Below are 25,876 nucleotides of genomic sequence, written 5' to 3'. Positions count from 1 at the left end.
TGCATCATATCTCCTTTGTTAAGTGACAATGACACCCTGAAAAATCGGGTACTTGTTACTTGTACGGAGCTGACTGAAAATCGGATTCAGATCAGATGCAAAAAATGTGGAATTTTATCGTTGCTTGGGGAAGACGATATCTCTCTTCATGGGAGCCAGTTTTGCCATGAGGCGGTTTTGGGTAGCTGACGGTATGCCCAGTTTGTCCATGGCGATTTGTAAATCTTCAACTACAGCATAGAACTGTGCAGAATTTATGCCGAGATTTTCATGCACCACTTTCATGTCGTCACCTGTGTATTGACAGGGGCCGTCGCTAATCACACAAAATTGCTCTTTTAGTAATTTTGCAGTCCGGGGTATATTGGTGTCTTTGAAAAATGTTTTAATGCGCTCATCTTGCGTAACCAGGTTCAGCATCTGATCCACAATCTGGCTAATGCCAGGTTCATTACCTAGTGCCTGGAACAAGTTATCTGGCGTAGTCTGTCCCAGTGTCTGGTCAACACATGCCAACATCAGGCTGAGGGCTATTGCAGTTTCGCGTAATTTCATAGGAGTTTCTTGTTTTTGCTTAATTACCTACTTGCAGCGACAGATACCATCCACGCTGGATTTTGGGATTGAAGACGGTAATATCTCCCAGATTGACATACGCCAGGGTCAAGGAGAATGCCTTGCTTGGGAACCAGGCAAGAAAAACGTCAGAATAGGCTTTTTCATTGTCGACACCAAGATTGCGTGGTTTGCCCCGGTATTCGATGCCGCCTACCAGCTTGCGGTTGACCAGATAAGCGGCTGATATTTCCGGTTGCAATTGATACTGATTTCGTTTGTCGCCGCCAAACCCCAGCAAGCCCATCTGATTGGCCTTGGTCATGCGCAGGGTGCCATTCAACAGCAGGCTATGCTCCAGAGATAACTTGGTCGCCGATACATAGTAGTCGATCCCATGGTCATCAATCGCGCCCAGTTGCCTGACGCTGGTGATACCCAGTGCTGCCAGCCCTTTGACTGTCTGATTGCGCTTATACATGGCACCGACGGCGATTTGTGGCTGCCAGCTGTCCTGATCAGTGACCAGGTCGCCTGCAATTTTGAGTTTGACACCCAGGATATCCTGATTCAGTTCCAGCTTATCCAGTGGTGCCTGACTACCCGTGAATTTTTGGGTGGACAATGACATTTCCAGCTTATCAGCAATACCCAAGGCAACACCTGCAGTCTGCAGACGGTAATCCTGGGTATTCACCTGAGTGATATGGGCGTTGACGCCATAGCTGTCTTCACTGCCATAACCGGTAATGGTCGCCCAGGGAGTCAATCCGCCACCGCCAGCGCCTTCTATCTGTGTGACGCCACCAGTCGCCAGCAACCTGCCCATGTCAGGCAGGGGCAGATGTTGCGCAAGGGTGCAGTGTGAGGCGAGCAACATGCATGTCATCGCCACGCACTGGCCGGGATACGAGAGGCTTCGTTTATTCGACATGGCAATATTACGTGCTGGACGTGATATCAGATAGTTTAACCGTGGGTGAGATCAAGAGAGTTTTAGCTGGCTTATTTCGTCCTGCATATTTGCCAGCATATAACAGAATTGACACAGCTTGACTGCTGGTTTCAGCGTTTCATCGCCAGTGTTGCGGACACGCACGCAGTGTCGCGCCCCGATGTTTTCATTTTTGCCTGCGCCATTGCCTGACCCTGGCTGGCGACTTCTTGCAAATCTGCCTGTTCTTGCGCGCCAGGAAGCATGGCAAGCTGCGTGAATAAATTTTGCGCCAGATGATAGTCGCGGCGATCAAGGGCAATGTCGGCCAGCACACTGATAGTCAGCGCATAATTGCGGGAATTGGTTAGCATGGACAACTGCTCCAGGGACTCATGCAACATTTGTTCTGCTGCGTCCAGTGAGCCCATTTTCCGTAACGTGTCACCGATCTGCATGAGGCAATTGCCGATGCTGGGGGGCCAGCCAGCTGGCTTTGCCAGCTTTAATGCTTTTTGCTGCCATTCCAGGGCCGCTTCGTAATTATTCATCTTATTGTAGGTATAACCTAAATTCGCTGCTGTCAGAATGGCGCGCCGGATTTGCCCGGACTGTAGATAACATCTGTAAGCTTTGTCCAAAAATGTGATGGAATCGTTAAACTGATCATTCAGCCCCGCATGCAAGCCAAGGAAGTCATTCATCAGCGCTGCGAGGCCAGGATGGATATCCTGTGGCGGATTCCTGGTTTCAAAATGACGATCAAAATAGAATTTTGCCAGCCTGTCATCGCGCAGGACGGCGATGCGTGCCAGGGCTGCTGCCGAACATTGACGGCGCAGGATATCGTCAACTTTGCTGGCTTCATCAATTGAGATTGCCATTTCAATATCGCACTCCACATGCTTGCCCTGATCAGAAAAAATGAAACCGAGCAAGTGATGGGCATCACTCAGGCATGCCGCATCAAGATGTACTTCAGGATGTCTGAGTATGGCATGTACGATATTGGCGGCAACGTCCAGGTCAGCATGCAGCCAACGTTCTTCTGCACGTATCAATTGCAGACGCAGATACACTAGTGCTTTATCCGCTTCTGAGCTTTTGGAATTATTCAATAATGTAGCTATCTGATCACACAAGCGCAGTGCCTGGCGGCTGTCGCGCTGACGCAGACTCCATGCCAGTTTCAGCAGACCAGACAGTTGTTCATGCGCTACCATTTCGGTGAAACGCTGCTCTAACTGTTTAACTTCGCTATCGGTGGCGTATAAGTCCATAGTATGCTGCTTACCAAAGAGAAATGTTCTTGATGGGAAGCGATTCAATTGTTGAAATAAATGAATGAAAAGTGGAGTGCAAACGTCAATTTTGTGTCGTGAACTACCACAATACGCAAGATTTAATTCCTGTGCCGACACAGAAGTTGGTTTTAACAATTTTTAACGGTATATACTGAAAAGCTTAATTTTTTCAGCCACCAAAAATCGAAATCAAGACATGTACTCTGTTTTTCGCCATGTAAAGTATTTCCTGAATTTTTCCTGAACTAGATATTGTCGTTTTTGAGCCAGAGTATGAGTCGTTCGTCGTTGCGTCGTGAATTGGTGATCCCGATTACCGTGCTGGTGATCGGTGTGTCTGCCGCCATAGGTTGGGTCTCCATGAAGGCCGGGACGGATGCCGTGTATACGTTGACTCAGCGCATACTGGTAGACATGGTGAATCGCATCAATCATGCGACTGAAAAGCATTTGGATGGGGCATTGATTGCGCTTGAATCGGTAGCCCCCAGCGTTGCTAATGTTCCCAAGGAACAGGCATTTTCCACCGATATGAAGATACTGGAAGAAAAATTCTGGGCTGCCAGTGGCCTCTTCATGGACGTCAATAATTACGTGTATTTTGGTGGCAATGATGGCCGCTTTGTTGGCGTCTATCGCATCTCAAACGGCATGGTGCAATTGTTCTGGCGTGAACCGGAATGGAACAAGCGTTTGGTGTATCGCGTGGGCCATGTGGGTGATCGTTCTGAAATGTTGCGCAGCGATGCATTTGATCCACGCGTGAGGCCCTGGTATCAGGCTGCGCGGAATTCAGAAAAACCAGTCTGGTCAAAAATCTATAATAATTTTTCTTTCCATTACCCCACCATTACCCTGGCCAAGGCGGTGTATCAAAAGAACCATGAATTTGTCGGTGTCGTGGCGACGGATCTTACACTCAAGGAGTTATCTAATTTCCTGCGCAAGCTGGAAATCAGCAAAAACAGTGTGGCCTATATTGTCGATGCAGAAGGTTTTATCGTTGCCACTTCGGGACAGGAAATACCAGAAAGAACAGTGAATGGCGTACCAGAACGTATGCGTGCTATTGACATGAAAACGCCACTCATCAACCAGACATTCCGACCGTTGGGTAACGTCGCAGCATTGACAGCAGGCACGCAATCCATGGAACTGAGCATTGGCACAGTAGATGTTGCTGTTTCGCCGCTGGGCAATCGCCAGGGGCTGAATTGGCAGACGGTGGTGGCAGTGCCGCGTTCGGATTTCATGAGCAGCATCAATCAAGGCTTTTTGCAAAGCATGGTGATTGCCTTGGCCTGCATAGTCTTCGCACTGACAATAGGGTTGACGATTGTTGAACGGGTGGTCAGAGACATCCGCAAGCTGACTTCTGCAGCAGAAAAATTCGGCAATGGTGAACCCATGCCCAGCTTGCGCATCACCCGCACAGACGAAATCGGCAAGTTGGCACAAACCTTTGTTGAGATGGAAAACAAGTTGCGTTTTGATAAGCTGACCCAGGTCGCCAATCGTGAATCCCTGTTTGCCCAGATCAATTACCTGCAAAAACAGGCGCTGGATCACCCGGGGAAAATCGAAGGATTTACGCTGTTGTTTGTCGACCTGGACCGCTTTAAATCGATCAACGACAATCATGGGCATGATGCCGGGGACAAGGCACTGGTGATTATTGCGGCACGCCTGCGTTCAGCCATACGTGATACAGATGAAGTAGCCAGGTACGGTGGTGATGAATTTGTACTACTGCTCAAAGACACCAAAAATTCCATCGACATTAATAATATGGTGGAGAAGATTTGCAGCGTGGTCGAACAGCCGATATCACTGGATGATGTTATCGTCAGTGTCGGCGTTTCCATCGGCTGGGCCAGCTTTCCGGAAGATGGCGAAGATTATGTGCGCTTGATCAAGATAGCCGACAGCCGTATGTACAATCGCAAGCGTGATCGCAAATCGGCACAGTCTGTTCACCTGGTGTAAGCCTCGCCTGCCATGGCGGGGTCAGGCTGCAGGATTGTTTTGCTGCCATTTCTCCAGCCACGCTGGTAAATCAGCTGAAGGCATGGGTTTGCTGATGAAATAACCCTGGGCCTGGTCACAACCCAGCTCTTTAAGCAGCGCCATGACTTCTGCATTTTCTACACCTTCGGCGACGACGCGCAAACCCATATTGTGGCCAAGATCAATGGTGGACTTGACGATTTTGGTGTCATCAATATCTTTTTCCATTTTTAATACAAAAGACTTGTCGATCTTAAGTTCATCTACCGGCAAGCGTTTCAGATAGGCCAGTGAAGAGTAGCCGGTGCCAAAATCATCTATTGATAAATCCAGGCCCATGGCGTGCAGACGGTCCAGGGTCTGAAAGGCCCTGACCGGGTCATCCATGATGGCGCTTTCGGTAATTTCCAGACAAAAGGATGCGGCGTCCACCTGATGTTGCAGCAGAATCTGCGCGAACTTGGCGGGCAAGTCCTGATCCAGTAAATCCCGGGTAGAAATATTGACGGAAATTTTTAAATGCAGACCTTGAGTGTTCCAGAGATGGCATACACGGGCGGCTTCATTCATGACCCAGTGCGTCAACTGGCGGATGAAACCTGTCTGCTCAGCAAAAGGGATAAACTGGTCGGGGAAAATAAAACCGCGTTCGGGATGCATCCAGCGTACCAGCGCTTCCACTGCGATTACCTGGCCATGATCCAGTTCAACCTTGGGTTGCACATACAGGCGAAATGCCTGCTGTTCCAGCGCAGCGCGTAATTCGCTGAGCAGTGACAGGCTTTGCTGGCTACCCTTGTCGATGTCCGGCGAATAAATCACGGCACCACTATTACCCAACTTGGCGGCATACATCGCGACTTCCACCCGGCTTAGCAAAGTCTGGGTATCACTGGCATGTTCGGGAAAACCGGCGATACCTATACCAGCGCCCAGGTCCACGGTCTGATCTTCTATGGAAATGGGCTTTTCCAGTGAACGCAAAATCCGGTTGGCCAGATCCATCGCTTCTTCCTTGGTGCCGTTAGGCAGCAGGATGGCAAATTCATCCCCACCCAGGCGGGCTGGTTTGGTGCTTCCGGCACCAAGTTCATTCGACAGACGAATGGCGACCTGATTTAACAGGATGTCGCCAAAACGATGGCCCATGACATCGTTCACATGTTTGAAACGGTCCAGATCCATCATCAGCACATAACAGGATTTTTCATGTGAGCGGGCTGTGTTAATGGCTTCTCCCAGCATGTCGGTGAACAGGGCACGGTTTGGCAGATTGGTCAGAGTATCCCAGTACGCCAGCCGGCTGATTTCTTTTTCGCGCTGGGCGATGCCGTCACGCATGGTGGTAAAGGTACGCGCAAGGTCGCCGATTTCGTCTTTCTGCTTAACATTGATGGTGGCCGTATAATCACCCGCACCCAGGCGTCTGGCGGTTTCTGCCAACTGTCTTACTGGACCGGTAATGCGGCGTGCGGTAATGGCGCTGATGATGCTGGCGATGACGGCACCGAAAACAGTCAATATCAACAGGTTCAGTTGCAGTTTTTTGTAAGGGGCTACGGCCTGACTGATGGACAATTGCAGTACGGCGATGGTTGTGGCCTGCTCATTTTGCGCCAGTTTGATGATGCGGGTGCTGTACTGATCATCATCGATTAGCATGTTCGGCAGGTAGCTGACTTTATTTTCCAGCGGAGGAATCAGTTGTGCCAGTTTGCCAGCCTGTTCATCGTTGAGTGTGGATATATTCGAAGTCCAGCGATTTTTTCCTTCTGCATTCATTTCTGTTGTCAGCAGGCTGATCTGCATCAGCGACAATTCATGCATGTCTCCGACCAGGGTCTTGCCTATGGGGATGGTCATGACAACCCAACTGATGGTGACTGGTGCTTCAATTGGCACTACTACCATTTGATAAGGCTTTCCATCCACAATGGCGGTACTGGCAGCACTGCCGGATTTTTCGGCCAGCTGTATCAGGGCCGCGACGGATTGCTGCAGGCTGTGGCTAAGATTGCCGCCAGAAGTGGTGCTGGACGAGGCTGTGATTTTCCTGTCCAGGCCAACCAGCATGGTCAGGTCAGAACCTATACGTTTGCCATGATTTGACAGGGTAGAGACGATGGTTTCTGTGTCATGTGTGCCTATGGCTTCACGGAAGGCATATTCCTTTGCCAGAACGATGGCACCCTGTATCAGTTTTTGCGCGTTTTGATCAAGCAGGCGTAGCAGGATTTTTTCGTTAAGCTTCAGACTTTCTTCGACAGCACTGCGGGCATTGCTGTCTATGGCATTACGAATGGCGAAAAAACCAACCAGTTGCAGGGTCAGAAGCAGACCGATAAACAAGGTAACAACACGGCTTTCCAGACTATGCAGACGCATAAATTATCCTCGATGTGTACACGTAAACAATGATTCTTGCTGAAATTTTGGGTTTGCGGCCACGTCATTTGCAACGGTCATCAGGCAAACACAGCAGGGAACTGATTATCCTGCTTTGTAATTCAGCTTGACAATCACTGGCGTTGCGTTGCCATCAACTTGCAGGTTTTGCTCCTGGATCGTCATGCCGGGGGGCTGTTTGGGATGCCATACCTTTAACACATATTTTCCGTTTGGAATGGTAGTCAGGTGGGCTGTGCCGTTGGCATCCGTTTTGGCAAAATAAGGGGTATCAACGATTTGGATGTAAGCTACCATCTGGTCGTGGATGTTGCAGCCGACGATCACCGTGCCGGCCTTGTCAAATACCACGGGTGCCGCTGGTTTGCCTGAATACAGCTTGAGTTCAAAGGGCTTGGCCGGCGAAAACGAGTAGGCATGGTGCCTGACGGTATCATTATTCGGGAAAAATACTGATGTACCAGTTTGTACTACTGTGACAAACGGGATGAATTTTTTGTCCTTTTGCTGAATTTCTGCCGTAGCTGACCTGGTAAGCTGTGGTCCTGCTGGCAGTTCAGCATAGACAACAGCATCTTGCACTGCCTGCCCACTATTGTCTGTTATCTGGATGACGGAACTGGCAGCCGCAGGGAGAGCTGATAATATGCCTGTTGCTGTTATGCAAGCAACGCTATAGCTGAAAAAAAATGACTGCTTGTTCCGCATAATTTACACCTTATCAAAAAATTATTATTGAAATGATGCCACTCTATATTACTGTAGTTCCGCGCGCTATAGAATGCCAGACGTGAATCGCCAGAGTTACGCGACGGGGCAATTTGTCTTCTGCAAGATTGTTTGCAGATAATCAGGTGACGGTCTGCCTTGACTTGATATACTATTGTAAATTGGCAATGTGCGTATTGTCGGTACTGTCTTACGAAGTGTTAATGCAGTAAGAACCTGTTTCCGATCTTACTGCGCGCACGTGATCGGGGCTCATGTGCTGCTCAAAATGCTCATGTACCAGTGTACATTCCGCTTTTTGCGCTGCCTTCACGCCGCTGACGGACGCTCGCTACAGATCGTAAACAGGTTCTAAGGTGCAGGATAAAGGGCATGGAATCCATCATTAAACATCTGGTAGAAATTACCGGACATCGCGATCATGACTTACTGAATATTTCAGTGATTACGGCTCTGTGTCAATTGACGAATGCAGAGTCTGCACGGGTATTGGATGTCGTTTCCGTTGGCCAGCAAGTTTTTATCAAGCCTCAGATTACCATTCAAGAAGGTTCGGTGGCCATGGCTGACGAATCTCATACTACGCCGACGGTGAATGATTTAATAGAGCATTATCCGCAATTAAAAGAAGGTATCGCCAAGCAACAATCCGTCATTGAGCATCTGATCGAAGGTGGCAGGATAGTTTGGCTGCCGATCTGGATCAACGATAAGCTGCATACCTGTCTGGAAATTTATAAACCAGCCAACTACACGGCGAATGCAATGGAAGTCGTGAACGGTATGCTGATCGTGTACAGAAACTTTCAGAACCTGCTTGATTACAGTGAACGTGATTCCCTGACCGGTTTGCTGAACCGCAAGACTTTTGATGATAACTTTTCCAAAGTACTGCGAAATAGTGCACTGCAACAACAGGCCAGCTCAGAAGCCGAGCGCGAGGAAGAAGAGCGTCGCCGTCATGAGCCAGAACGTCAGCATTGGTTGGCGGTACTGGATATCGACCACTTCAAGCGCGTCAATGACCAGTTTGGTCACCTGTATGGCGACGAAGTCCTGATTCTGATTGCCAATCTGCTGCGTAGTTCTTTCCGCCCTTCGGACCGCCTGTTTCGTTTTGGCGGGGAAGAATTTGTAATTTTGTTGCGTTCGACTTCGCAAGAAGATGCTCAAATGATCTTTGATCGTTTCCGTCAAAATGTGGAGCAGCATCATTTCCCGCAAGTTGGTACAGTCACCATCAGCATAGGTTATGCACGCATAGATCCGTTCGAGCCTGCCGTGGCTATCGTCGGTCGTGCCGACCAGGCCCTGTATTTTGCCAAGACCAATGGCCGCAACCGCACTTGCTATTATGATGCCTTGGTCGCCAGTGGTGACCTGCACACTGAGGTTTCCAACGATACGGCTGAATTTTTCTAAAACTGTCAGGCAAACAGTTTTCAGCTTGCAGTCTGTTCCTTGCCAGTTTGTTCCTTGCTTTTCTTGTGTGCGCCGGTCAGCACGATAACGCTGCCGAGGATAATGCTCATTGCCAGCATTTCACGCACGGACAGATGTTCACCACCAAACACCACTCCCAAACCCACAGCTATGACCGGGTTGACATAGGCATAGCTTGCGGCCAGTCCTGCTGGGACTTTGGAAAGCAAGTACATATAGGCAGTAAACGCCAGCAATGAACCAGCGACTACCAGATAGGCCCAGGCAGCGACGGCGTTGAAGGTGACTTCACCAGTCAGTTGCTCACCTTTGAAGAGGCTGACCAGGACCAGGAACAGGCCACCCACCAGCATTTCACTGGCGAAACCCATACCGCCAGCAGCCATCTTAAGTTTCTTTTGCGACAGGATAGAGCCCACGTCCCAACTCAATACCGCACCCAGCAAAAACAGTATGCCCAGTGGCTTGGCGGAAAATTGGCCATCTGAAGCCAGCAACATTGCACCAATAAAACCGCAGACTATGCCCAGCCATTCGCGTCGTTTTGGCCAGTCACCGAACAGGCCTGACAGACCCGACAGTATCATTGGCGAACAGGCGATAAATACTGCTGTCAAGCCAGACGACACGTATTGTTGGGCTACCGCTGTCAGACCGGTACCACCACCCAGCATCAGGATGCCAACGATGCCGCCATCCCGCCATTCACGCAAAGTCGGGTTGGCTGCACCTCGCCATTTTTGCCAAATATATAATATTGCCCCAGCCATCAGGAAGCGCGTACCTATCATCATGAAGGGTGGGAAAGCTTTCAATGCGACCTGAATGGCGAAATAAGTGGAACCCCAGACGATATAGACGGTCAGCAGGGCGAACAGGACTTGACGGGGCAGGTGGCGCATGAATTTCTCTTGTGCAATGAATTATCGTGCTCCAGTGTATGTCAGTGAGATATGGTTTTGAATGGATAAACAAAGGTAAATAAGGTACATTTCTTTTAATCTCACAGAAAAAAGAGGGTTTCACCATGAAGCTGGAATTGGATGCAATGGATGGCAAAATCCTGGAGATTTTGCAGGCTGATGCCAGGGTTACACTGGCCGAAATTGGCCGTCGCATACACTTGAGCCAGCCTGCGGTGGCAGAAAGAGTCAAGCGTATGGAAGCGGCGAATGTCATCACCGGCTATCATGCCAGAGTCAATCCTGAAGCCTTGGGCTATGGGATCACTGCCTTTGTCCGCATTGCCAGTCGTGCAACCGATACGCCGGTACTAAAAATTGCCGAGCAAGTGCCGGAGGTAGTTGAATGCCATGCAATTACCGGTGAAGATTGCGTAATCGTGAAAGTGGTTGCCCCATCGGTGCGTGAGCTTGAGCGTGTCATCACCAGCCTGGCACGTTGTGGTGTGACCTCAACTTCCCTGATCCTGTCATCGTCAATAGAGCGCAGAGCGATCAAGCCTGTTGAATAAAAAAATGGAATTGCGAGAAAATGGAACTGCGCCAATTACGCTATTTTGTTGCCATCGTCGATCACGGCTCGCTGTCACGCGCGGCACGTGTGCTGCATATCGTGCAGCCAGCACTGACCCAGCAATTGCAGCAACTGGAAGAAGAACTGGGGGCGATGCTCTTGCACCGCTCTGCCCAAGGCATGCAGGCCACCGATGCTGGCAAAATATTTTACGAACATGCGCAGGCGATATTGAAACAGGTCAGCGATGCCAGGTCAGCCGTGGCACAATCCACTGACAAACCGCGTGGCACGGTTGCTTTGGGGATACCGCAGAGTGCATCGGGCGCACTGGCTTTCCCACTGCTGAAGGCGGTGCGGGCAGCGTACCCGGATATCGTGTTTCAATTGACAGAGGAATTGACCGGTAACCTGACTGAGCAATTGCGCTCGGGACGGCTGAACCTCGCCATCCTGTTTGATGATGGGCAATTGGGCGGCTTCGTTACCAAACCACTGGTTGAAGAAGAGATGATGTATATCACCCGCAGCGATTCACAATTTGCCTGCAAGCGCAAATCCATTACGCTGGAACAGGCCCTGAAGGCGACCCTGATACTGCCTAGCATTCAGCATGGTGTACGGCCACGTATAGAGCAGGTGGTCAGGCAACAGGGTAAAAGCATAGAGCAGGTGATAGACATTACTTCCATCGCGATTTTGAAATCGGCCTTGCTGGCGGATATGGGGGCGACTATCTTGCCGGTTTCCCCCATGCTGGCAGAAATTGAAAGAGGCGAGATGCGTGCCTGCCCCATCAGTGATGTGCAGCTTTCACGCACGGTTACCTTATGTGCATCCAAAAACATCCCGCTGACGAACGCTGCCATGGCGGTGGAAAAACTGGTACTGGAATTGACCAGCGAATTAAGCCAGAGCGGCAAGTGGCTGGGAGCCAGAAATCTGGTGTCTGCCTGAGATGAGCCATCAACGATTCTGGCAAAAGATCAGAATGCCTTTACTGGTCGGCTGGGTGTTGTTCTGGCTTTTGATGATGGCCGTTGCTGTTCAAGATCATTTGAAGAATGGCGGCAGACATATCTGGGAACCGATCTTCTGGGAAGGTTCATCTGCCCTCGTCGGTACTGCTTTGTTACTGATACAAAGACGCAAACTGACTGACAGCGTGCTGTTGCAAACGCCAGGAAAATGGTTTTTGCGGCAAATCCTGCCGCTGCCCCTGATCAGTATTGCATTTGTCGTCCTGGTATATAGCCTGCGTCATGTGGTGTATACCTTGCTGGGGTTGACCTATAGTCATGCTGGCTGGAGCCAGGTGATGGTGTATGAATGCAGTAAGATATTCTTGTTCTTTGGCATATTCTATGTCGTGATATTTGGCCTGCAAGCTTATGCATCCCTGCTGGAAGAAAAGGAAAATGCAGAAAAATCCCAGGCATTGCTGAGGCAGGCGCAATTGCACAGACTGACGCAACAGATGCAGCCGCATTTTTTGTTCAATGTGCTCAATACTATTTCATCCCTGATGTATACCGATGTCAAACTGGCCGATACTGCCTTGAGCCAAATTGCTGAACTCTTGCGTGCCAGCCTTGATCTGGGGCAGCAATCGGAAACTGAGTTGCGGCATGAGCTTGAGTTATTGCAAGCCTATGCGCGGCTGATGAGTTTGCGTTTTGTTGACCGGGTAGAACTCAGTTGGGACATCGCCGGCGATGTGCTGTGTTGCCGGGTACCAGTGATGAGTTTGCAGACCATACTTGAAAACAGCTTTAAGCATACGGTGGAAAAGCGCACACAACTGACACGTATCCATATCAGCGCCCATGCTGAACAGGGACTACTGGTACTGTGTATTCAGGATGATGCCGGATGCCTGACAGAAAAAGGAGATAACAGCGGCGTCGGCATCAGCAATTTGCGCCAGCGCCTGCAAGTGCTGTATGCAGATAAGGCCAGTCTGACTTTACGCGCCTTGGCACCCGCAGGTGTCATGACAGAACTGCGCGTGCCACTCTGAGTACAGGATTTAAACACCATGAAAATCCTTATCGTCGATGACGAAGCCTATGCCAGGGACAAACTCAGACGGCTGGTGGCTGAGCATGTAGCCGATGCCAGCGTGATCGAAGCCAGGGATGGCAAGGAAGCCCTGGACAGTATTGTGAAGCACAAACCCGAACTGGTTTTCCTCGACATACAGATGCCAGAAATGGATGGTATCAGCGTTGCCAGCCAACTGACTGCGCCTGTGCCACTGATTGTGTTTGTGACGGCGTATGACCAGTTTGCCCTGCAAGCCTTCGACGCAAATGCCATCGATTATCTGCTCAAACCTTATGATGAAGCACGATTCTTGCGCGCCATGCATAGAGTGCACGAACGTAGCTCAAGCACCAGAAAGACAGGTGCTGAGCAGCATTTGTTGTTAAGTGAAAAGGGGCGTGTCCTGGTCATTAAACTGGCAGATATTGTGCGCGTGGAAGCCGCGGACAATTATGTGCTGATCTGCACCGCACAAGAGCAGCATATGATGCGCCAGACATTGTCCGGCCTGCATGAGCGTCTTGGTGACAGCTTTGTGCGTTGCCATCGCCGCCACATCGTACGTCTGGACCAGATCATCCAGGTATTGCCAGTGCAAAAAGGGGATGCCGAATTAGTATTGCGCAATGGGTCCAGCCTGCCCTGCAGCCGCCAGTACAGAGAGGAAGTCGTCCAGCAACTGGGCAGCCTGCATTGATATGTATCCTTCCCATCGTCCAGTTCACCCCGGCCCAAATCCAGTTGGTCACATTTTCCTCGTACTTAGGCGGGTCGGGCTTTAATCTGGCCTTGTGTTCATAACAATGCCAATGCCACCATCATGCCGACCTCATCCACATCTGCCATCAGCTTGCCGTCACAACGCCTGTACTTTCTTGACTGGGTTCGTATCATCGCCTTTTTCCTGCTGATCCTGTATCACGTCGGTATGTATTATGTGGAATGGGGCTGGCATGTCAAAAGCCCGCATGCCAGTTCAGCCATACAGCCGCTGATGATGCTGACCAGCCCCTGGCGTCTGAGCCTGCTGTTTTTTATTTCCGGTGTGGCATCGGCGTTCATGCTGGAAAAAATCCGGCCAGGGCAATTCCTGCGTAGCCGCAGCATTCGCCTTTTGTTGCCGTTGATCTTTGGCATGTTGGTCGTGGTGCCACCGCAAGCCTATCTGGAAGTGGTGGAAAAATTAGCCTATGCTGGCAGCTACGGTGACTTCATGCAATTGTATGTGCATGCCTATCGTGGTTTTAAAATAGAAGGCAAGACCCTGGACTTGCCGACCTGGAACCACCTGTGGTTTGTTGCCTATCTGTGGGTCTACACTGTATTGCTGTGGCTATGGCTGGCTGTCAAACCAGACTGGTTTCAGACAGCCAGCACATGGTTGGAAAAACAGATGAAAGGCTGGCGTATACTGGTCTTGCCGATTGCCTATCTGGCTGTGGTACGCATGGTTTTATTGAGTGATTTCCCGCCGAATCATGGTTTGGTTGCTGACTGGTATAACCATGCCTGCTATTTGTTTGTCTTTGTGTTTGGTGCGCTGATCGCCAATTCCAGCGCTTTCTGGCAAGAACTGGCAACCGTGCGCTGGCTGGCACTGAAGCTGGCTGTATGCAGCTGGATCTTGCTCATCATTTATTTTGATCTTGCCACTGACGATATTCCCAAATGGCTGCTTATGGCGCAACGTCTGGTATGGGTTTGCATGGCCTGGTCGGCAATCATCGCTGCCTGTGCCTATGCGCGCCAATACCTGAACTTTGACGGCCCGGCAAGGCGCTATCTGACGCAGGCTGTGTTTCCCGTGTATATCCTGCATCAGACTTATATCGTCATCATGGCACATAGCCTGAAGCCACTGGCATTGCCTGCCTTGAGCGAGGGTGTCCTGCTGGTTGCCCTGACGGCAGCAACCTGCTTTGTCAGCTATGAGATTGTGCGCAGGGTATTTTTCTTGCGCCCCCTGTTTGGGCTCGATATGGGTTCTGTTTACAAACCCAGGTCACTCAGTCCGGGATGATTATCCGGCCTGCGACCCTGTGACCAGTGGAGCAGACGCTGGTCTGCATTGATGCGCAGATCATTGATACTGGCCAGGCGTTTATGCATCAGGCCATTGTCGGCAAACTCCCAATTCTCATTGCCATAAGAGCGTGTCCAGTTACCGTCATGATCGCAACTCTCGTAGGCAAAGCGCACAGCGATACGGTTTTCGCGGAAGGCCCATAACTCCTTTATCAGACGGTATTCGCGTTCAGCCGCCCATTTGCGCTGTAAAAATTCCCTGACTTCTTCGCGACCTGTAGGAAATTCATGGCGATTGCGCCAGATTGTATCCAGCGTATAAGCCAGTACCACCCGGTCCGGGTCGCGGCTATTCCAGGCATCTTCCGCCAGACGTACTTTCTGTATGGCTGTTTCCAGCGTGAAGGGTGGAAATGGTGGACGCGCTTCTTCCTGTAGCTTACTCATCTTGGACTCTCCTCTGAAAAAGCTGAAGGTCTCAGCTTGCTGGTGTTGATCTGCCCTCTAATGTACGCAATATTGTTTGTATGCAGAATACACAGCACTTACAATTGATTATTGTAAAAATCGGAATAATCATCAGAACCTGTTCAAAATCTGTAGCGAGCGTCAGCGGGGTAAGGGTAACTAAGCGCAGCGCAAAAAGCGGAATGTACTCTGGTACATGAGCATTTTGACCAGCGCATGAGCCCCGCATGGACTCCGATTGCGCCCGCGCAGCAAGATCGTGAACAGGTTCTTAGGGAGTGTTGATACACCTATGGATAAACTACATTTGATGACAGTGTTTGTCGCCGTTGCAGAAGAAGAGGGCTTTGCTGCCGCAGCACGCCGTCTGGCGATGTCACCGCCTGCTGTAACGCGTGCAATAGCTGCTCTGGAAGCGAGGCTCAGTGTCAAATTACTCAACCGCAGTACACGGTATGTCCGGGTGACCGAAGCTGGACAACGCTATCTGGACGATGCCCGACGTATCATTGCTGATGTCGAAGCGGCTGACGAAGCCACCGCAGGTGTCAATGCAGAGCCGCGCGGCCATTTGACCGTGACAGCGCCGGTTCTGTTTGGCAAAATGTTTGTGATGCCAAGCATTGTTGATTATTTGCAACAATTTCCGGCGATGGATGTATCGGCCCTGTTTCTGGACAGGGTGGTGAATTTGCTGGAAGAGGGAGTGGATGTCGGCATACGCATAGGGGAGTTGCCGGATTCAAGCATGAAAGCCATCCGGGTCGGGCAAATACGACGGGTCTTGTGTGCGTCACCGGCGTATTTGTCACAAGCTGGTCAGCCGCAGCATCCTGATCAATTGCACACGCATCGCATCATTGCTGCATCGGGCGTTACACCTATGATTGAGTGGCGGTTCAGCCATCGTGATCAAAGCCCGGCATTCAGATTCAAACCACGTCTGACTATCAATAGCAATGATGCAGCGATTGAAGCCAGTCTGGCCGGATTAGGTATCAGTCGTCTATTGTCGTATCAAGTTGACGCTTTGTTCAAGACTGGGCAATTGATACGCTTGTTAGCTGACTATGAAACGGCACCCTTGCCGGTGCATGTAGTGCATCGGGAAAGCCGCTACGCGTCTGCCAAGGTCAGAAGTTTTGTTGACCTCATCGTTGCGCAACTACGGGAAAAAATGGCTAGTCATTAAATCGTCAATCCCACATAGGACAACGAATACCTCCTGCCGGGAGAGGTTTCCTAAAGCGATAAACCAACAGTGACAATTTTGCATATGCCGATTAAAGTATCCTTTCTGGGCCTGAAGCGCGTATCGACGTTTGATGCCGGAACTGAAATGCGTCCCTAATCTGAATGCAGACGCCATGTGTGATTAACATTTAATATACTGGCCGAAGCTTTAATCATGGAAAAGAATCAATTGGCGACCATTAAAGATGTAGCCCGACTGGCGGGTGTGGGACTTGGAACTGCTTCGCGGGTAGTAAGCGGCAAGGGTTCGGTTTCATTGCGCACGCAAGAACGGGTCAGGAAAGCTATTGCAGAATTGGATTTTCGTCCTTCTCATGCGGCACGATCCCTTCTGTCTGGCAGCTCACAAATGATCGGTGTATATATCCCTGTGCTTAATGGGACATTTTATATGCCCATACTGCAGTCCTTGGACACGGAATTACGCGCTGCGGGCCTGCATATGGTGGTTGCTTTCGGCGTAGGTATTGGTGATGAGCGCAAGCAAGGTGTGGAAGGAATAGAATTTTTGATGGAGCGCGGTTGTGATGGCTTGATAGTCATGAGCAATATTTTGACTGATGACGACTTTGCCGTCCTCGGCACCAAGCGTTCGAAGCTGGTAGTGTTGAACCATAGTTCAGAGCAATTGAGTGAGCAGTGTTTTACAGCAGACCATGTAATGGGGGGAGTGATGGCGGCAAAGGCCTTGCTGGCCCATCAACATAAGAAAATTGCAGTCATCGCTGGCCCGGCCAGTGCAGCAGATAATGTGGATCGTATCAACGGCTTTTTGGGGGAACTGAATAGCGCAGGTATTGATACGGCTAGTATGTGGATAACCGAAAGTGATTTTTCGCCACAAGGTGGTTGGAATTCAGCCAGGGAATTGGTCAACTCTGGTCGTCCGTTTACCGCCTTGTTTTGTGCCAATGATGAAATGGCACTTGGCGCGCTGTCTTATTTTCAGCAGGCAGGTATTGCCGTGCCACGCGATGTTTCAGTCATTGGTTACGATGACACCATGAGCGCTGCCTTTGCCGCACCACCGCTGACTTCGGTGCATATTCCCTGGCGCGACGTCACCTTGAATGCGCTACACGAATTGTTGAATCGCTGTTATGGGACCAAGCGCACTGTAGCCAGAGATTTTAAAATTTCCGTGACTATGCGTGCATCCCTGTCAAAGCGTCGCAAAGCAGCCTGAACAGGAAATATGTGGCACCTCATATGGAAATAGCGGACAAAGAAGACGCAAGAAAACAAACATTATTCAATTCTGGCTGTTGGGCGGTGCAATTCCATCACGTTCGCTGCCATCTTCAGCACTGAGAAATTCGAGAGCGTTTCGCTCCCATTTTTGCCAATAAACAATGATATGTGAAACGGGATAGGGCTATCACTTTTCATGATAGTCCTATTTTAATTCCATATTTTCCATATCACGGCATTCAGCCTACACTGTGAACACAGCAGATTTCAAAGGAAGTCGAGAAAGCGCTGCAGCGAAATTTCGAAAGCTTTCTTTGATGTCTCTTTGATTCGATGCACAATGAAATTCAGGCTTTGCATATTGTTACAGGGTAATGCTGTGACAGATACGTAATGTCTTGACATCGAATTTTGTGTCGAATTCGAATAAAATGGTAGTTATCACTGCCAACGCAACGAGAGCCTATCTCTGATACCTCACTATAGGCTCTGAGCAAAATTGTGTCTTACCGGATGCAACGCATGCTCTTTGCGATCTAAATCACAAATTTTGGAGCCACCTTATGTCATCCGACACCACTATGGAGTCTGCTGGACTCTCGTCCCTGCCGTCGACTAAAACCAGAGCCACAACTGGTAATGAAGTTCCTGCGACACCAACTACCGACACCATAGACGCGCTGGAAGCCAGCCAGATCACCAGCCCCCCGCAATTGAATGATGTACAGCTCGACGATAAATATACGTCGAACAGCGGCACCATTTTCCTGTCCGGTATACAAGCCCTGGTTCGTCTGCCCATGATGCAGCGTCAGCGCGACCTGGCTGCTGGCTTGAATACGGCGGGATTTATTTCCGGCTATCGCGGCTCGCCTTTGGGTGGCCTGGATGAAACATTGTGGAAAACTAAAAAACTGCTGGAACAAAACCATGTGCAATTCGTGCCCGGCGTCAATGAAGATCTGGCCGCAACTGCTGTCTGGGGCTCGCAAACCGTAGACCTGATCGGCCCGGCCAAATACGATGGCGTGTTTGGCATGTGGTATGGCAAAGGCCCCGGCGTGGACCGCAGCGCTGACGTGTTCAAGCATATGAACCATGCAGGCACATCCAAACATGGTGGCGTCTTGCTGGTGGCGGGTGACGATCATGGTGCGTATTCTTCGACGTTGCCACATCAGTCTGACCATATTTTCTCTGCCTGCATGATCCCCATGCTGTATCCCAGCAATGTGCAGGAATACCTGGACCTGGGCTTGCATGCCTGGGCCATGTCGCGCTTCTCCGGTTGCGCGGTGGGCTTCAAGGCGCTGGCTGACACGGTGGAGTCAACTTCGTCAGTTGATGCCGACCCATTCCGTCTGCAAATCACTATCCCCGAAGATTTCGTCATGCCCGAAGGCGGCCTGAATACGCGGCTGTCGCTGGATACGCTGGGCATACAGGCACGCAAGCAGGAAGCACTGATGCAGGATTACAAAATCTATGCGGCCCTGGCCTATGCGCGTGCCAACAAGCTCAACCATGTGACGATAGACAGCCCGACCGCCAGGCTGGGTATCGTGGCATCCGGCAAGTCTTACCTCGACGTGCTGGAAGCTATGGAAGAACTGGGCATAGACGAGAAATTTGCAGCCGAGATAGGCATACGCCTGTTCAAGGTTTCCATGCCCTGGCCGCTGGAGCCTGATGGCGTGCGCGAATTTGCCCAAGGGCTGGATGAAATACTGGTCGTTGAAGAAAAACGCCAGATGGTCGAATACCAACTGAAAGAACAACTATATAACTGGCGCGATGACGTACGTCCACGCGTGATTGGCAAATTCGATGAAAAAGGTGAATGGGTACATCCGCGTGGTGAATGGCTGCTGACCTCGAAAGCTGATTTCTCTGTGGCACAAATTGCCCGTGTGATTGCAGCACGCATTGCCCGCTTTCATACCAGTGACCTGATCAAGGCGCGCCTGGCATTTCTGGAAGCCAAGGATGTGGTCTTAAGCAAGCAAGTCAATACACCGGCGCGACCTGCCTATTATTGCTCTGGCTGCCCGCACAATACCTCGACCAAGGTGCCGGAAGGCAGTCTTGCCCTGGCAGGTATCGGCTGTCATGTCATGGCAACCGCGATTTACCCTGAATTCAATAAGCTGACGACTCATATGGGTGGCGAAGGTGCGCCGTGGATAGGTCAGGCTGCATTCTCGACCTTGCCGCATGTATTCCAGAACTTGGGTGATGGCACTTATTTCCATTCAGGTTATCTGGCAATTCGTGCTGCTGTGGCAGCCAAGGTCAATATCACCTACAAGATTTTATACAATGATGCCGTTGCCATGACGGGCGGTCAACCTGTTGATGGCATCATCAGTGTGCCGATGATGGCGCAGCAAATGGCAGCAGAAGGTGTCAAGCGCATTGCTCTGGTGACAGAAGATTTGTCACGCTATACCGACAGATCCAACCTGCCCAGCTTTGTAACTTTGCATGACCGCAAGGACATGGATGCCGTACAACGTGAATTGCGCGAGATACCGGGCGCGTCAGTACTTATCTATGACCAGACCTGTGCGGCTGAGAAGCGTCGTCGCCGCAAAAAAGGTGAGTTCCCCGACCCCAATCAACGTATGTTCATCAATGAAGCAGTCTGCGAAGGCTGTGGTGATTGCGGCGTGCAATCCAACTGTACGTCCATCATGCCGGTGGAAACAGAATTTGGCCGCAAGCGCAGCATAGATCAGTCGTCATGCAACAAGGATTATTCCTGCGTCAAGGGTTTCTGCCCCAGCTTTGTCACAGTAGAAGGTGGCAAGCTGGTCAAATCCAAAACTGGTACGGCAAAGACTGATGACTTTGGTGCCTTGCCTGATCCTGTTTTACCAGCTTGTGAAAGCTCATATAACATCCTGCTGAACGGTATAGGTGGTACTGGCGTGATCACCGTCGGTGCGTTATTGGGCATGGCTGCACACCTGGAAGGCAAGGGCGCATCGGTGCTGGATATGACTGGTATGTCGCAAAAAAATGGCTCAGTGACTTCGCATATACGCATCGTCAATCAGGCTGGCAAGTTGCGCGCACAACGTATTGCAACCGGTGAAGCTGATCTGATTCTGGGCTGTGACATCTTAACCGCCGGTGCGCATGACGCCATTTCCAAAATGCGTGCTGGCCGTACCCGTGCTGTCATCAATACCCATGAACAGCCTACTGGCCCGTTTGCCAAGAACCCAGACTGGCAATTCCCGCTGGAATCAGTGGAACACCTGATTTCGGAATCGGTGGATGGCAAGGTGGATTTCATCAATGCTACCAAACTCGCAACTGCTCTGATGGGCGATTCTATTGCCACCAATCTGTTCATGCTGGGTTTCGCTTACCAGAAGGGTGCGATACCGGTGTCTGAAACAGCCTTGCTACGGGCGATAGAGCTGAATGGTGTTGCGATAGAAGCCAACAAGAAAGCCTTCCTGTGGGGGCGTCGTGCTGCTGTGGATTTTGCCCGCGTAGAAAAAATTGCTATTCCCGGCCAGCCAGTCATCATCCAGATGCCGCAAAGTCTGGATGCACTCATCAAGCGTCGCATTACCGTATTGACGGAATACCAGAATGCCAGCTATGCCCAGCAATATGCAGACCTGGTTGACAAGGTACGCAAGGCAGAATCAGCATTGAATACTGGCAACAAATTCAGCATGACAGTTGCCAAATATGCCTTCAAGCTTATGGCCTATAAAGATGAGTATGAAGTCGCACGTCTGTACACCAACGGCGATTTCACAGCAAAACTCAAGCAACAGTTTGAAGGTGACTTCAGCCTGAAATTCAATCTGGCACCGCCGATTTTCTCGAAGAAGGATGCTCAGGGTCATCTGGTCAAGGCGCAATATGGTTCCTGGGTCTGGCAGGCATTCAAACTGCTGGCCAAACTCAAGGGTTTGCGTGGTACCGCACTGGATATCTTTGGCCGTACAGAAGAACGCAAGGCCGAACGTGCCCTGATCGTGGAATACCGTGCGTTGATGGAAAAACTGGCCGCCGGGCTGAATGCTGACAACCTGGAACAAGCCATAGCACTGGCCAGTTTGCCTGAAAAAATCCGTGGTTATGGCCATGTGAAAGAAAAATCCGTGCAGGCGTATCATGCAGAAAAGGCAGCTTTGCTGAACCCGCAAAAAACAACAGTTATCAAAGAAGTGACACGCGTGGCTTGATGCTGTTGATGGCATTGTGGCAAGGCAGACATGTTTGTCTGCCTTGCCAGCCCGGCAAAGCCGGCCTGCAGGCAAATTTTCTGTTGCGGACGTTACTGATTTTAAGATCCAGTATCCATGACGCTTTCCAGACATTTTACTGCTGCAAGCCGCATACAGGCTGGGGCTGCCAAATTACATATTCATATTGACGTTTACGTTAACGTCATATAACTTAGCTTAACCCAAATCCAGTAAAAAATTTGCGAAATAGCAATCTTTGCTGAAGTAAAACAAGACCGATGAGGAAGACATGACTGACCTGTCCGTTGCCCAGAACCTGACTGAATATAAACCTGCCAATAAAGTCCGCTTTGTAACAGCGGCCTCCCTGTTTGACGGCCACGATGCTTCAATCAACATCATGCGCCGCATTCTGATGGCGAATGGTGCCGAAGTCATTCACCTGGGCCATAACCGCTCAGTAGAAGAAATTGTCACTGCCGCCTTGCAGGAAGATGCCCAAGGCATCGCCATCTCCAGTTATCAGGGTGGTCATGTTGAATACTTTAAATACATGATAGACCTGCTGAAACAGCGTGGCGGTGCGCATATCAAGGTATTTGGCGGTGGTGGTGGTGTCATTGTGCCGGAAGAAATAGCGGATTTGCATGCCTATGGCGTGACCCGCATTTTCAGCCCGGAAGATGGTCAGCGCATGGGTCTGGTGGGCATGATCCTGTCGATGATACAGGCTTGCGACAGTGATTTGTCTAGCTACGCGCCCACTGCATTGTCTGTATTGCAGAATGGCGATATCGCCGACAAACACCGTCCACTGGCACAATTGATAACCGCGCTGGAAAACGACCAGGTCGCGCCAGAGTTGCGTGCACAGTTGATAGACGCTGCCAAAGACTGCAAGGTGCCAACCCTTGGTATCACCGGGACTGGTGGTGCCGGTAAATCTTCTTTGACGGATGAGTTGATACGCCGCATACGACTGGACCAGGATGACGAATTGAACATCGCCCTGATATCCATCGATCCTTCACGTCGCAAGTCTGGCGGTGCCTTGTTGGGTGACCGCATACGCATGAATGCCATCAACCCGTGGAAGGGCAAGCTCAAGGTCTTCATGCGTTCACTGGCAACGCGTGAAGCAGGTTCAGAAATTTCACAAGCCCTGCCGGATGTCATCGCCGCCTGCAAGGTCGCCGGTTTTGATCTGGTGATCGTCGAGACTTCAGGTATAGGCCAGGGTGATGCGGCAATCGTGCCGCATGTTGATGTCTCCATGTATGTGATGACGCCAGAATTTGGTGCCGCTTCGCAGCTGGAAAAAATCGACATGCTGGACTTTGCCGATTTTGTCGCCATCAACAAATTTGACCGTAAGGGCGCACAGGATGCCCTGCGCGATGTTGCCAAACAATACCAGCGTAACCGCGAATTATGGAGCCAGAAGCCAGATCAAATGCCAGTCTATGGCACCCAGGCATCACGCTTCAATGATGACGGTGTGACGGCGTTGTATCAGGGTATTTTGCCAGTGCTGGTGCAACGGGGTTTGCTGGCCAAACCCAGCAAACTGACAGCTATTGATGTCAAATTTTCCAGCGGCAAGAATGTCATCGTGCCACCAGCACGCAGTCGCTATCTGGCCGAGATTGCAGACACCGTACGTGCCTATCACAAGAACACTGGCAAGCAGGTCTTGATTGCGCGTGAACGCCAGCAACTGCAAGAAAGCAAGCGCATGCTGTCAGCCGCTGGCAAGTTGGCTGATTTTGATGAGCTGATTACCGAACGCGAAAACCGCCTGGATGGCGAATCCAAAAAACTTATCAACATGTGGCCCGACATGCAGGCGGCTTATGCCGGTGATGAATATGTCGTCAAGATCCGCGACAAGGAAATCCGTACCCGTCTGGTACAGCAATCCCTGTCAGGCACCAAGATACGCAAGGTGGCTTTGCCGCGCTTTGTTGATCATGGCGAAATCCTGCGCTGGCTGATGCTGGAAAATGTGCCCGGTTCTTTCCCCTTCACCGCAGGTGTATTTGCCTTCAAACGTGAAGGCGAAGACCCAACCCGCATGTTTGCAGGTGAGGGCGACCCTTTCCGCACCAATCGTCGCTTCAAGCTGGTGTCGCAGGGCATGGACGCCAAGCGTTTGTCGACTGCTTTTGATTCTGTCACCCTGTACGGTGCAGACCCGGCCATACGTCCGGACATTTACGGCAAGGTTGGCAATTCCGGCGTCTCCGTCGCGACGCTGGAAGACATGAAGGTCTTGTATGATGGCTTTGACCTGTGTGACCCGGCCACCTCGGTATCCATGACTATCAATGGACCAGCACCGACCATCCTGGCTTTCTTTATGAATACGGCTATTGATCAGCAGATGGATAAATTCCGCGTCGATAACAAGCGTGAGCCGACTGCCGATGAATCTGCCAAGATACGCGCCTGGGTTTTGCAGAATGTGCGCGGTACCGTGCAGGCAGATATCCTGAAAGAAGACCAGGGGCAGAATACTTGCATCTTCTCGACAGAATTCTCACTGAAGGTTATGGGTGATATCCAGGAATTTTTTGTCCATCATCAGGTACGCAATTTCTATTCGGTATCTATCTCTGGTTACCACATTGCTGAAGCTGGCGCGAATCCGATTTCACAGCTGGCTTTCACGCTGTCGAATGGTTTCACCTTTGTCGAAGCTTATCTGGCACGTGGCATGCACATTGATGATTTTGCGGCCAACCTGTCCTTCTTCTTTAGCAACGGCATGGACCCTGAATACACGGTATTGGGCCGTGTCGCCCGCCGTATCTGGGCCGTGGCCATGCGCGACAAGTATGCTGCAAATGACCGAAGCCAAAAACTCAAATACCATATCCAGACCAGCGGCCGGTCCCTGCATGCGCAAGAGATAGACTTCAACGATATCCGCACCACGCTGCAAGCCCTGATTGCAATCTACGATAACTGCAACAGCCTGCACACCAACGCTTATGATGAGGCGATCACCACGCCTACTGATGAATCGGTACGTCGTGCCCTGGCGATCCAGCTTATCATCAACCGTGAATGGGGTTTGGCGAAGAACGAAAACCCCATCCAGGGCAGCTTCATCATCGAAGAACTGACCGACCTGGTAGAAGAAGCGGTGATGCAAGAGTTTGAACGCATCGCTGAACGTGGTGGCGTGCTGGGTGCCATGGAAACTGGCTATCAGCGCGGCAAGATACAGGAAGAATCCATGCACTACGAACACCTGAAACATGATGGCACCCTGCCCATCGTCGGTGTGAATACCTTCCGCAATCCAAAAGCCAATGACACGCCACAAAAAATAGAACTGGCGCGTTCTACCGAAGAAGAAAAGCAATCGCAGTTGCAGCGCCTGGCTGACTTCCATAGCCGTCATGCTGATGTGGCACCGAAGGCACTGGCTGCCTTGCAGCAGGCAGCGATTAATAATGAGAATGTGTTTGCCAAATTGATGGAGGCGGCGCGGGTTTGTTCGCTGGGGCAGATTACTACGGCACTTTTCGAAGTTGGGGGGCAGTACCGACGCAACATGTAATTGATGACACGCTGATAAATCCATTAAGCGGGCGCATTACGGCGTTGCAAATGCTCGCAATACCGACGTATTGCTGCGCTTTGCGCCTTGTACTGCATCCCGCTGAATGAATTTCTCAGCGTGTCATGCACGGCATCGGTTGAGATTATCTCGAATTGGCGGGCGCATAGCGGCGTTGTAAATGCTCGCAATACCGACGTATTGCTGCGCTTTGCGCCTTGTACTGCATCCCGCTGAATGAATTTCTCAGCGTGTC

General features: G+C 50.7%; 19 protein-coding genes. 11 read left to right on the top strand and 8 right to left on the bottom strand.

The annotated features are described in order from the left end of the window. Window positions 1–114 precede the first annotated feature (114 nt). The 3 genes from AC1RVX_RS00340 to AC1RVX_RS00330 form a co-directional block, all read right to left on the bottom strand. Window positions 115–555: a group I truncated hemoglobin gene (locus AC1RVX_RS00340; RefSeq protein ID WP_493214599.1), complete on the bottom strand. Its 441-nt coding sequence runs from the start codon at window positions 553–555 to the stop codon at window positions 115–117. Window positions 556–574: 19 nt separating this feature from the next. Next, window positions 575–1,435 (bottom strand): DUF3034 family protein, encoded by an 861-nt coding sequence (locus tag AC1RVX_RS00335; protein ID WP_493214598.1) that lies wholly within the window; start codon window positions 1,433–1,435, stop codon window positions 575–577. A 185-nt stretch (window positions 1,436–1,620) separates the two neighbouring features. Then, the gene (locus AC1RVX_RS00330) at window positions 1,621–2,769 is read right to left on the bottom strand and encodes a tetratricopeptide repeat protein (protein ID WP_493214597.1); all 1,149 of its coding nucleotides are present in this window, start codon (window positions 2,767–2,769) and stop codon (window positions 1,621–1,623) included. Between the two features lie 297 nt (window positions 2,770–3,066). On the opposite strand from AC1RVX_RS00330, the gene AC1RVX_RS00325 reads away from it, so the two are divergent. Continuing rightward, a complete protein-coding gene (locus tag AC1RVX_RS00325; protein WP_493214596.1) occupies window positions 3,067–4,779 on the top strand; it encodes a sensor domain-containing diguanylate cyclase in 1,713 nt (570 codons plus the stop codon). A 21-nt stretch (window positions 4,780–4,800) separates the two neighbouring features. On the opposite strand, the gene AC1RVX_RS00320 is transcribed toward AC1RVX_RS00325, so the two are convergent. Both AC1RVX_RS00320 and AC1RVX_RS00315 read right to left on the bottom strand, forming a co-directional pair. Next, window positions 4,801–7,185 carry a bifunctional diguanylate cyclase/phosphodiesterase gene (locus AC1RVX_RS00320; RefSeq protein WP_493214595.1) on the bottom strand — a complete coding sequence of 795 codons (2,385 nt, stop codon included), beginning with the start codon at window positions 7,183–7,185 and terminating at the stop codon, window positions 4,801–4,803. Between the two features lie 105 nt (window positions 7,186–7,290). Beyond that, on the bottom strand, window positions 7,291–7,914 hold the full coding sequence (locus AC1RVX_RS00315; RefSeq protein WP_493214594.1) for a methylamine utilization protein: 624 nt from the start codon (window positions 7,912–7,914) through the stop codon (window positions 7,291–7,293). Window positions 7,915–8,307: 393 nt separating this feature from the next. Here AC1RVX_RS00315 and AC1RVX_RS00310 point away from each other — a divergent pair, with 393 nt between their 5' ends. Further along, window positions 8,308–9,357 carry a GGDEF domain-containing protein gene (locus AC1RVX_RS00310; protein WP_493214593.1) on the top strand — a complete coding sequence of 350 codons (1,050 nt, stop codon included), beginning with the start codon at window positions 8,308–8,310 and terminating at the stop codon, window positions 9,355–9,357. Window positions 9,358–9,377: 20 nt separating this feature from the next. Here the strand turns inward: AC1RVX_RS00310 and yedA are convergent, their stop codons facing one another. Next, window positions 9,378–10,280 (bottom strand): drug/metabolite exporter YedA, encoded by a 903-nt coding sequence (gene yedA, locus AC1RVX_RS00305; RefSeq protein ID WP_493214592.1) that lies wholly within the window; start codon window positions 10,278–10,280, stop codon window positions 9,378–9,380. Between the two features lie 125 nt (window positions 10,281–10,405). On the opposite strand from yedA, the gene AC1RVX_RS00300 reads away from it, so the two are divergent. The 5 genes from AC1RVX_RS00300 to AC1RVX_RS00280 all read left to right on the top strand — a co-directional run bounded on the left by AC1RVX_RS00300 (window position 10,406) and on the right by AC1RVX_RS00280 (window position 14,920). Then, a complete protein-coding gene (locus AC1RVX_RS00300; RefSeq protein ID WP_493214591.1) occupies window positions 10,406–10,852 on the top strand; it encodes an Lrp/AsnC family transcriptional regulator in 447 nt (148 codons plus the stop codon). A 20-nt stretch (window positions 10,853–10,872) separates the two neighbouring features. Beyond that, on the top strand, window positions 10,873–11,811 hold the full coding sequence (locus tag AC1RVX_RS00295; protein ID WP_493214590.1) for a LysR substrate-binding domain-containing protein: 939 nt from the start codon (window positions 10,873–10,875) through the stop codon (window positions 11,809–11,811). Between the two features lie 34 nt (window positions 11,812–11,845). Next, a complete protein-coding gene (locus AC1RVX_RS00290) occupies window positions 11,846–12,874 on the top strand; it encodes a sensor histidine kinase (protein WP_493214589.1) in 1,029 nt (342 codons plus the stop codon). Between the two features lie 18 nt (window positions 12,875–12,892). Beyond that, window positions 12,893–13,597, top strand: a complete 705-nt coding sequence (locus tag AC1RVX_RS00285) for a LytR/AlgR family response regulator transcription factor (protein ID WP_493214588.1) — start codon at window positions 12,893–12,895, stop codon at window positions 13,595–13,597. Between the two features lie 123 nt (window positions 13,598–13,720). Then, a complete protein-coding gene (locus tag AC1RVX_RS00280) occupies window positions 13,721–14,920 on the top strand; it encodes an acyltransferase family protein (RefSeq protein WP_493214587.1) in 1,200 nt (399 codons plus the stop codon). Here AC1RVX_RS00280 and AC1RVX_RS00275 read toward each other — a convergent pair. Then, on the bottom strand, window positions 14,890–15,372 hold the full coding sequence (locus tag AC1RVX_RS00275) for a nuclear transport factor 2 family protein (RefSeq protein ID WP_493214586.1): 483 nt from the start codon (window positions 15,370–15,372) through the stop codon (window positions 14,890–14,892). The genes AC1RVX_RS00280 and AC1RVX_RS00275 overlap by 31 nt on opposite strands. Window positions 15,373–15,685: 313 nt before the next feature. On the opposite strand from AC1RVX_RS00275, the gene AC1RVX_RS00270 reads away from it, so the two are divergent. The 4 genes from AC1RVX_RS00270 (at window position 15,686) to icmF (ending at window position 25,620) form a co-directional block, all read left to right on the top strand. Beyond that, a complete protein-coding gene (locus AC1RVX_RS00270) occupies window positions 15,686–16,585 on the top strand; it encodes a LysR substrate-binding domain-containing protein (protein ID WP_493214585.1) in 900 nt (299 codons plus the stop codon). Window positions 16,586–16,816: 231 nt separating this feature from the next. Further along, window positions 16,817–17,833 carry a LacI family DNA-binding transcriptional regulator gene (locus AC1RVX_RS00265; protein WP_493215142.1) on the top strand — a complete coding sequence of 339 codons (1,017 nt, stop codon included), beginning with the start codon at window positions 16,817–16,819 and terminating at the stop codon, window positions 17,831–17,833. A gap of 568 nt (window positions 17,834–18,401) precedes the next feature. Further along, window positions 18,402–22,049, top strand: coding sequence for an indolepyruvate ferredoxin oxidoreductase family protein (locus AC1RVX_RS00260; protein WP_493214584.1), 3,648 nt, complete (start codon window positions 18,402–18,404; stop codon window positions 22,047–22,049). 292 nt (window positions 22,050–22,341) lie between these two features. Next, complete coding sequence (gene icmF, locus AC1RVX_RS00255) at window positions 22,342–25,620, top strand: fused isobutyryl-CoA mutase/GTPase IcmF (protein ID WP_493214583.1); 3,279 nt, start codon at window positions 22,342–22,344, stop codon at window positions 25,618–25,620. A 23-nt stretch (window positions 25,621–25,643) separates the two neighbouring features. Here icmF and AC1RVX_RS00250 read toward each other — a convergent pair. Continuing rightward, window positions 25,644–25,876: hypothetical protein (locus AC1RVX_RS00250; protein WP_493214582.1), on the bottom strand; the 233-nt coding region annotated here is incomplete at its 5' end.

This window comes from Undibacterium sp. GW821-FHT11B02 (genome assembly GCF_058808955.1).
Note: the sequence above shows the minus strand (reverse complement) of the source record. Positions and strands in the feature narration are given on the sequence as shown.

Bases quoted from the DNA above. Each gene is read 5' to 3' on its own strand.
- AC1RVX_RS00335 (WP_493214598.1), bottom strand. From the start codon at position 1,435: ATGTTGCTCGCCTCACACTGCACCCTTGCGCAACATCTGCCCCTGCCT.
- AC1RVX_RS00280 (WP_493214587.1), top strand. From the start codon at position 13,721: ATGCCGACCTCATCCACATCTGCCATCAGCTTGCCGTCACAACGCCTG.
- AC1RVX_RS00315 (WP_493214594.1), bottom strand. From the start codon at position 7,914: ATGCGGAACAAGCAGTCATTTTTTTTCAGCTATAGCGTTGCTTGCATA.
- AC1RVX_RS00295 (WP_493214590.1), top strand. From the start codon at position 10,873: ATGGAACTGCGCCAATTACGCTATTTTGTTGCCATCGTCGATCACGGC.
- AC1RVX_RS00300 (WP_493214591.1), top strand. From the start codon at position 10,406: ATGAAGCTGGAATTGGATGCAATGGATGGCAAAATCCTGGAGATTTTG.
- AC1RVX_RS00340 (WP_493214599.1), bottom strand. From the start codon at position 555: ATGAAATTACGCGAAACTGCAATAGCCCTCAGCCTGATGTTGGCATGT.
- yedA (WP_493214592.1), bottom strand. From the start codon at position 10,280: ATGCGCCACCTGCCCCGTCAAGTCCTGTTCGCCCTGCTGACCGTCTAT.
- AC1RVX_RS00285 (WP_493214588.1), top strand. From the start codon at position 12,893: ATGAAAATCCTTATCGTCGATGACGAAGCCTATGCCAGGGACAAACTC.
- AC1RVX_RS00320 (WP_493214595.1), bottom strand. From the start codon at position 7,185: ATGCGTCTGCATAGTCTGGAAAGCCGTGTTGTTACCTTGTTTATCGGT.
- AC1RVX_RS00325 (WP_493214596.1), top strand. From the start codon at position 3,067: ATGAGTCGTTCGTCGTTGCGTCGTGAATTGGTGATCCCGATTACCGTG.
- icmF (WP_493214583.1), top strand. From the start codon at position 22,342: ATGACTGACCTGTCCGTTGCCCAGAACCTGACTGAATATAAACCTGCC.
- AC1RVX_RS00290 (WP_493214589.1), top strand. From the start codon at position 11,846: ATGCCTTTACTGGTCGGCTGGGTGTTGTTCTGGCTTTTGATGATGGCC.
- AC1RVX_RS00275 (WP_493214586.1), bottom strand. From the start codon at position 15,372: ATGAGTAAGCTACAGGAAGAAGCGCGTCCACCATTTCCACCCTTCACG.
- AC1RVX_RS00260 (WP_493214584.1), top strand. From the start codon at position 18,402: ATGTCATCCGACACCACTATGGAGTCTGCTGGACTCTCGTCCCTGCCG.
- AC1RVX_RS00270 (WP_493214585.1), top strand. From the start codon at position 15,686: ATGGATAAACTACATTTGATGACAGTGTTTGTCGCCGTTGCAGAAGAA.
- AC1RVX_RS00330 (WP_493214597.1), bottom strand. From the start codon at position 2,769: ATGGACTTATACGCCACCGATAGCGAAGTTAAACAGTTAGAGCAGCGT.
- AC1RVX_RS00310 (WP_493214593.1), top strand. From the start codon at position 8,308: ATGGAATCCATCATTAAACATCTGGTAGAAATTACCGGACATCGCGAT.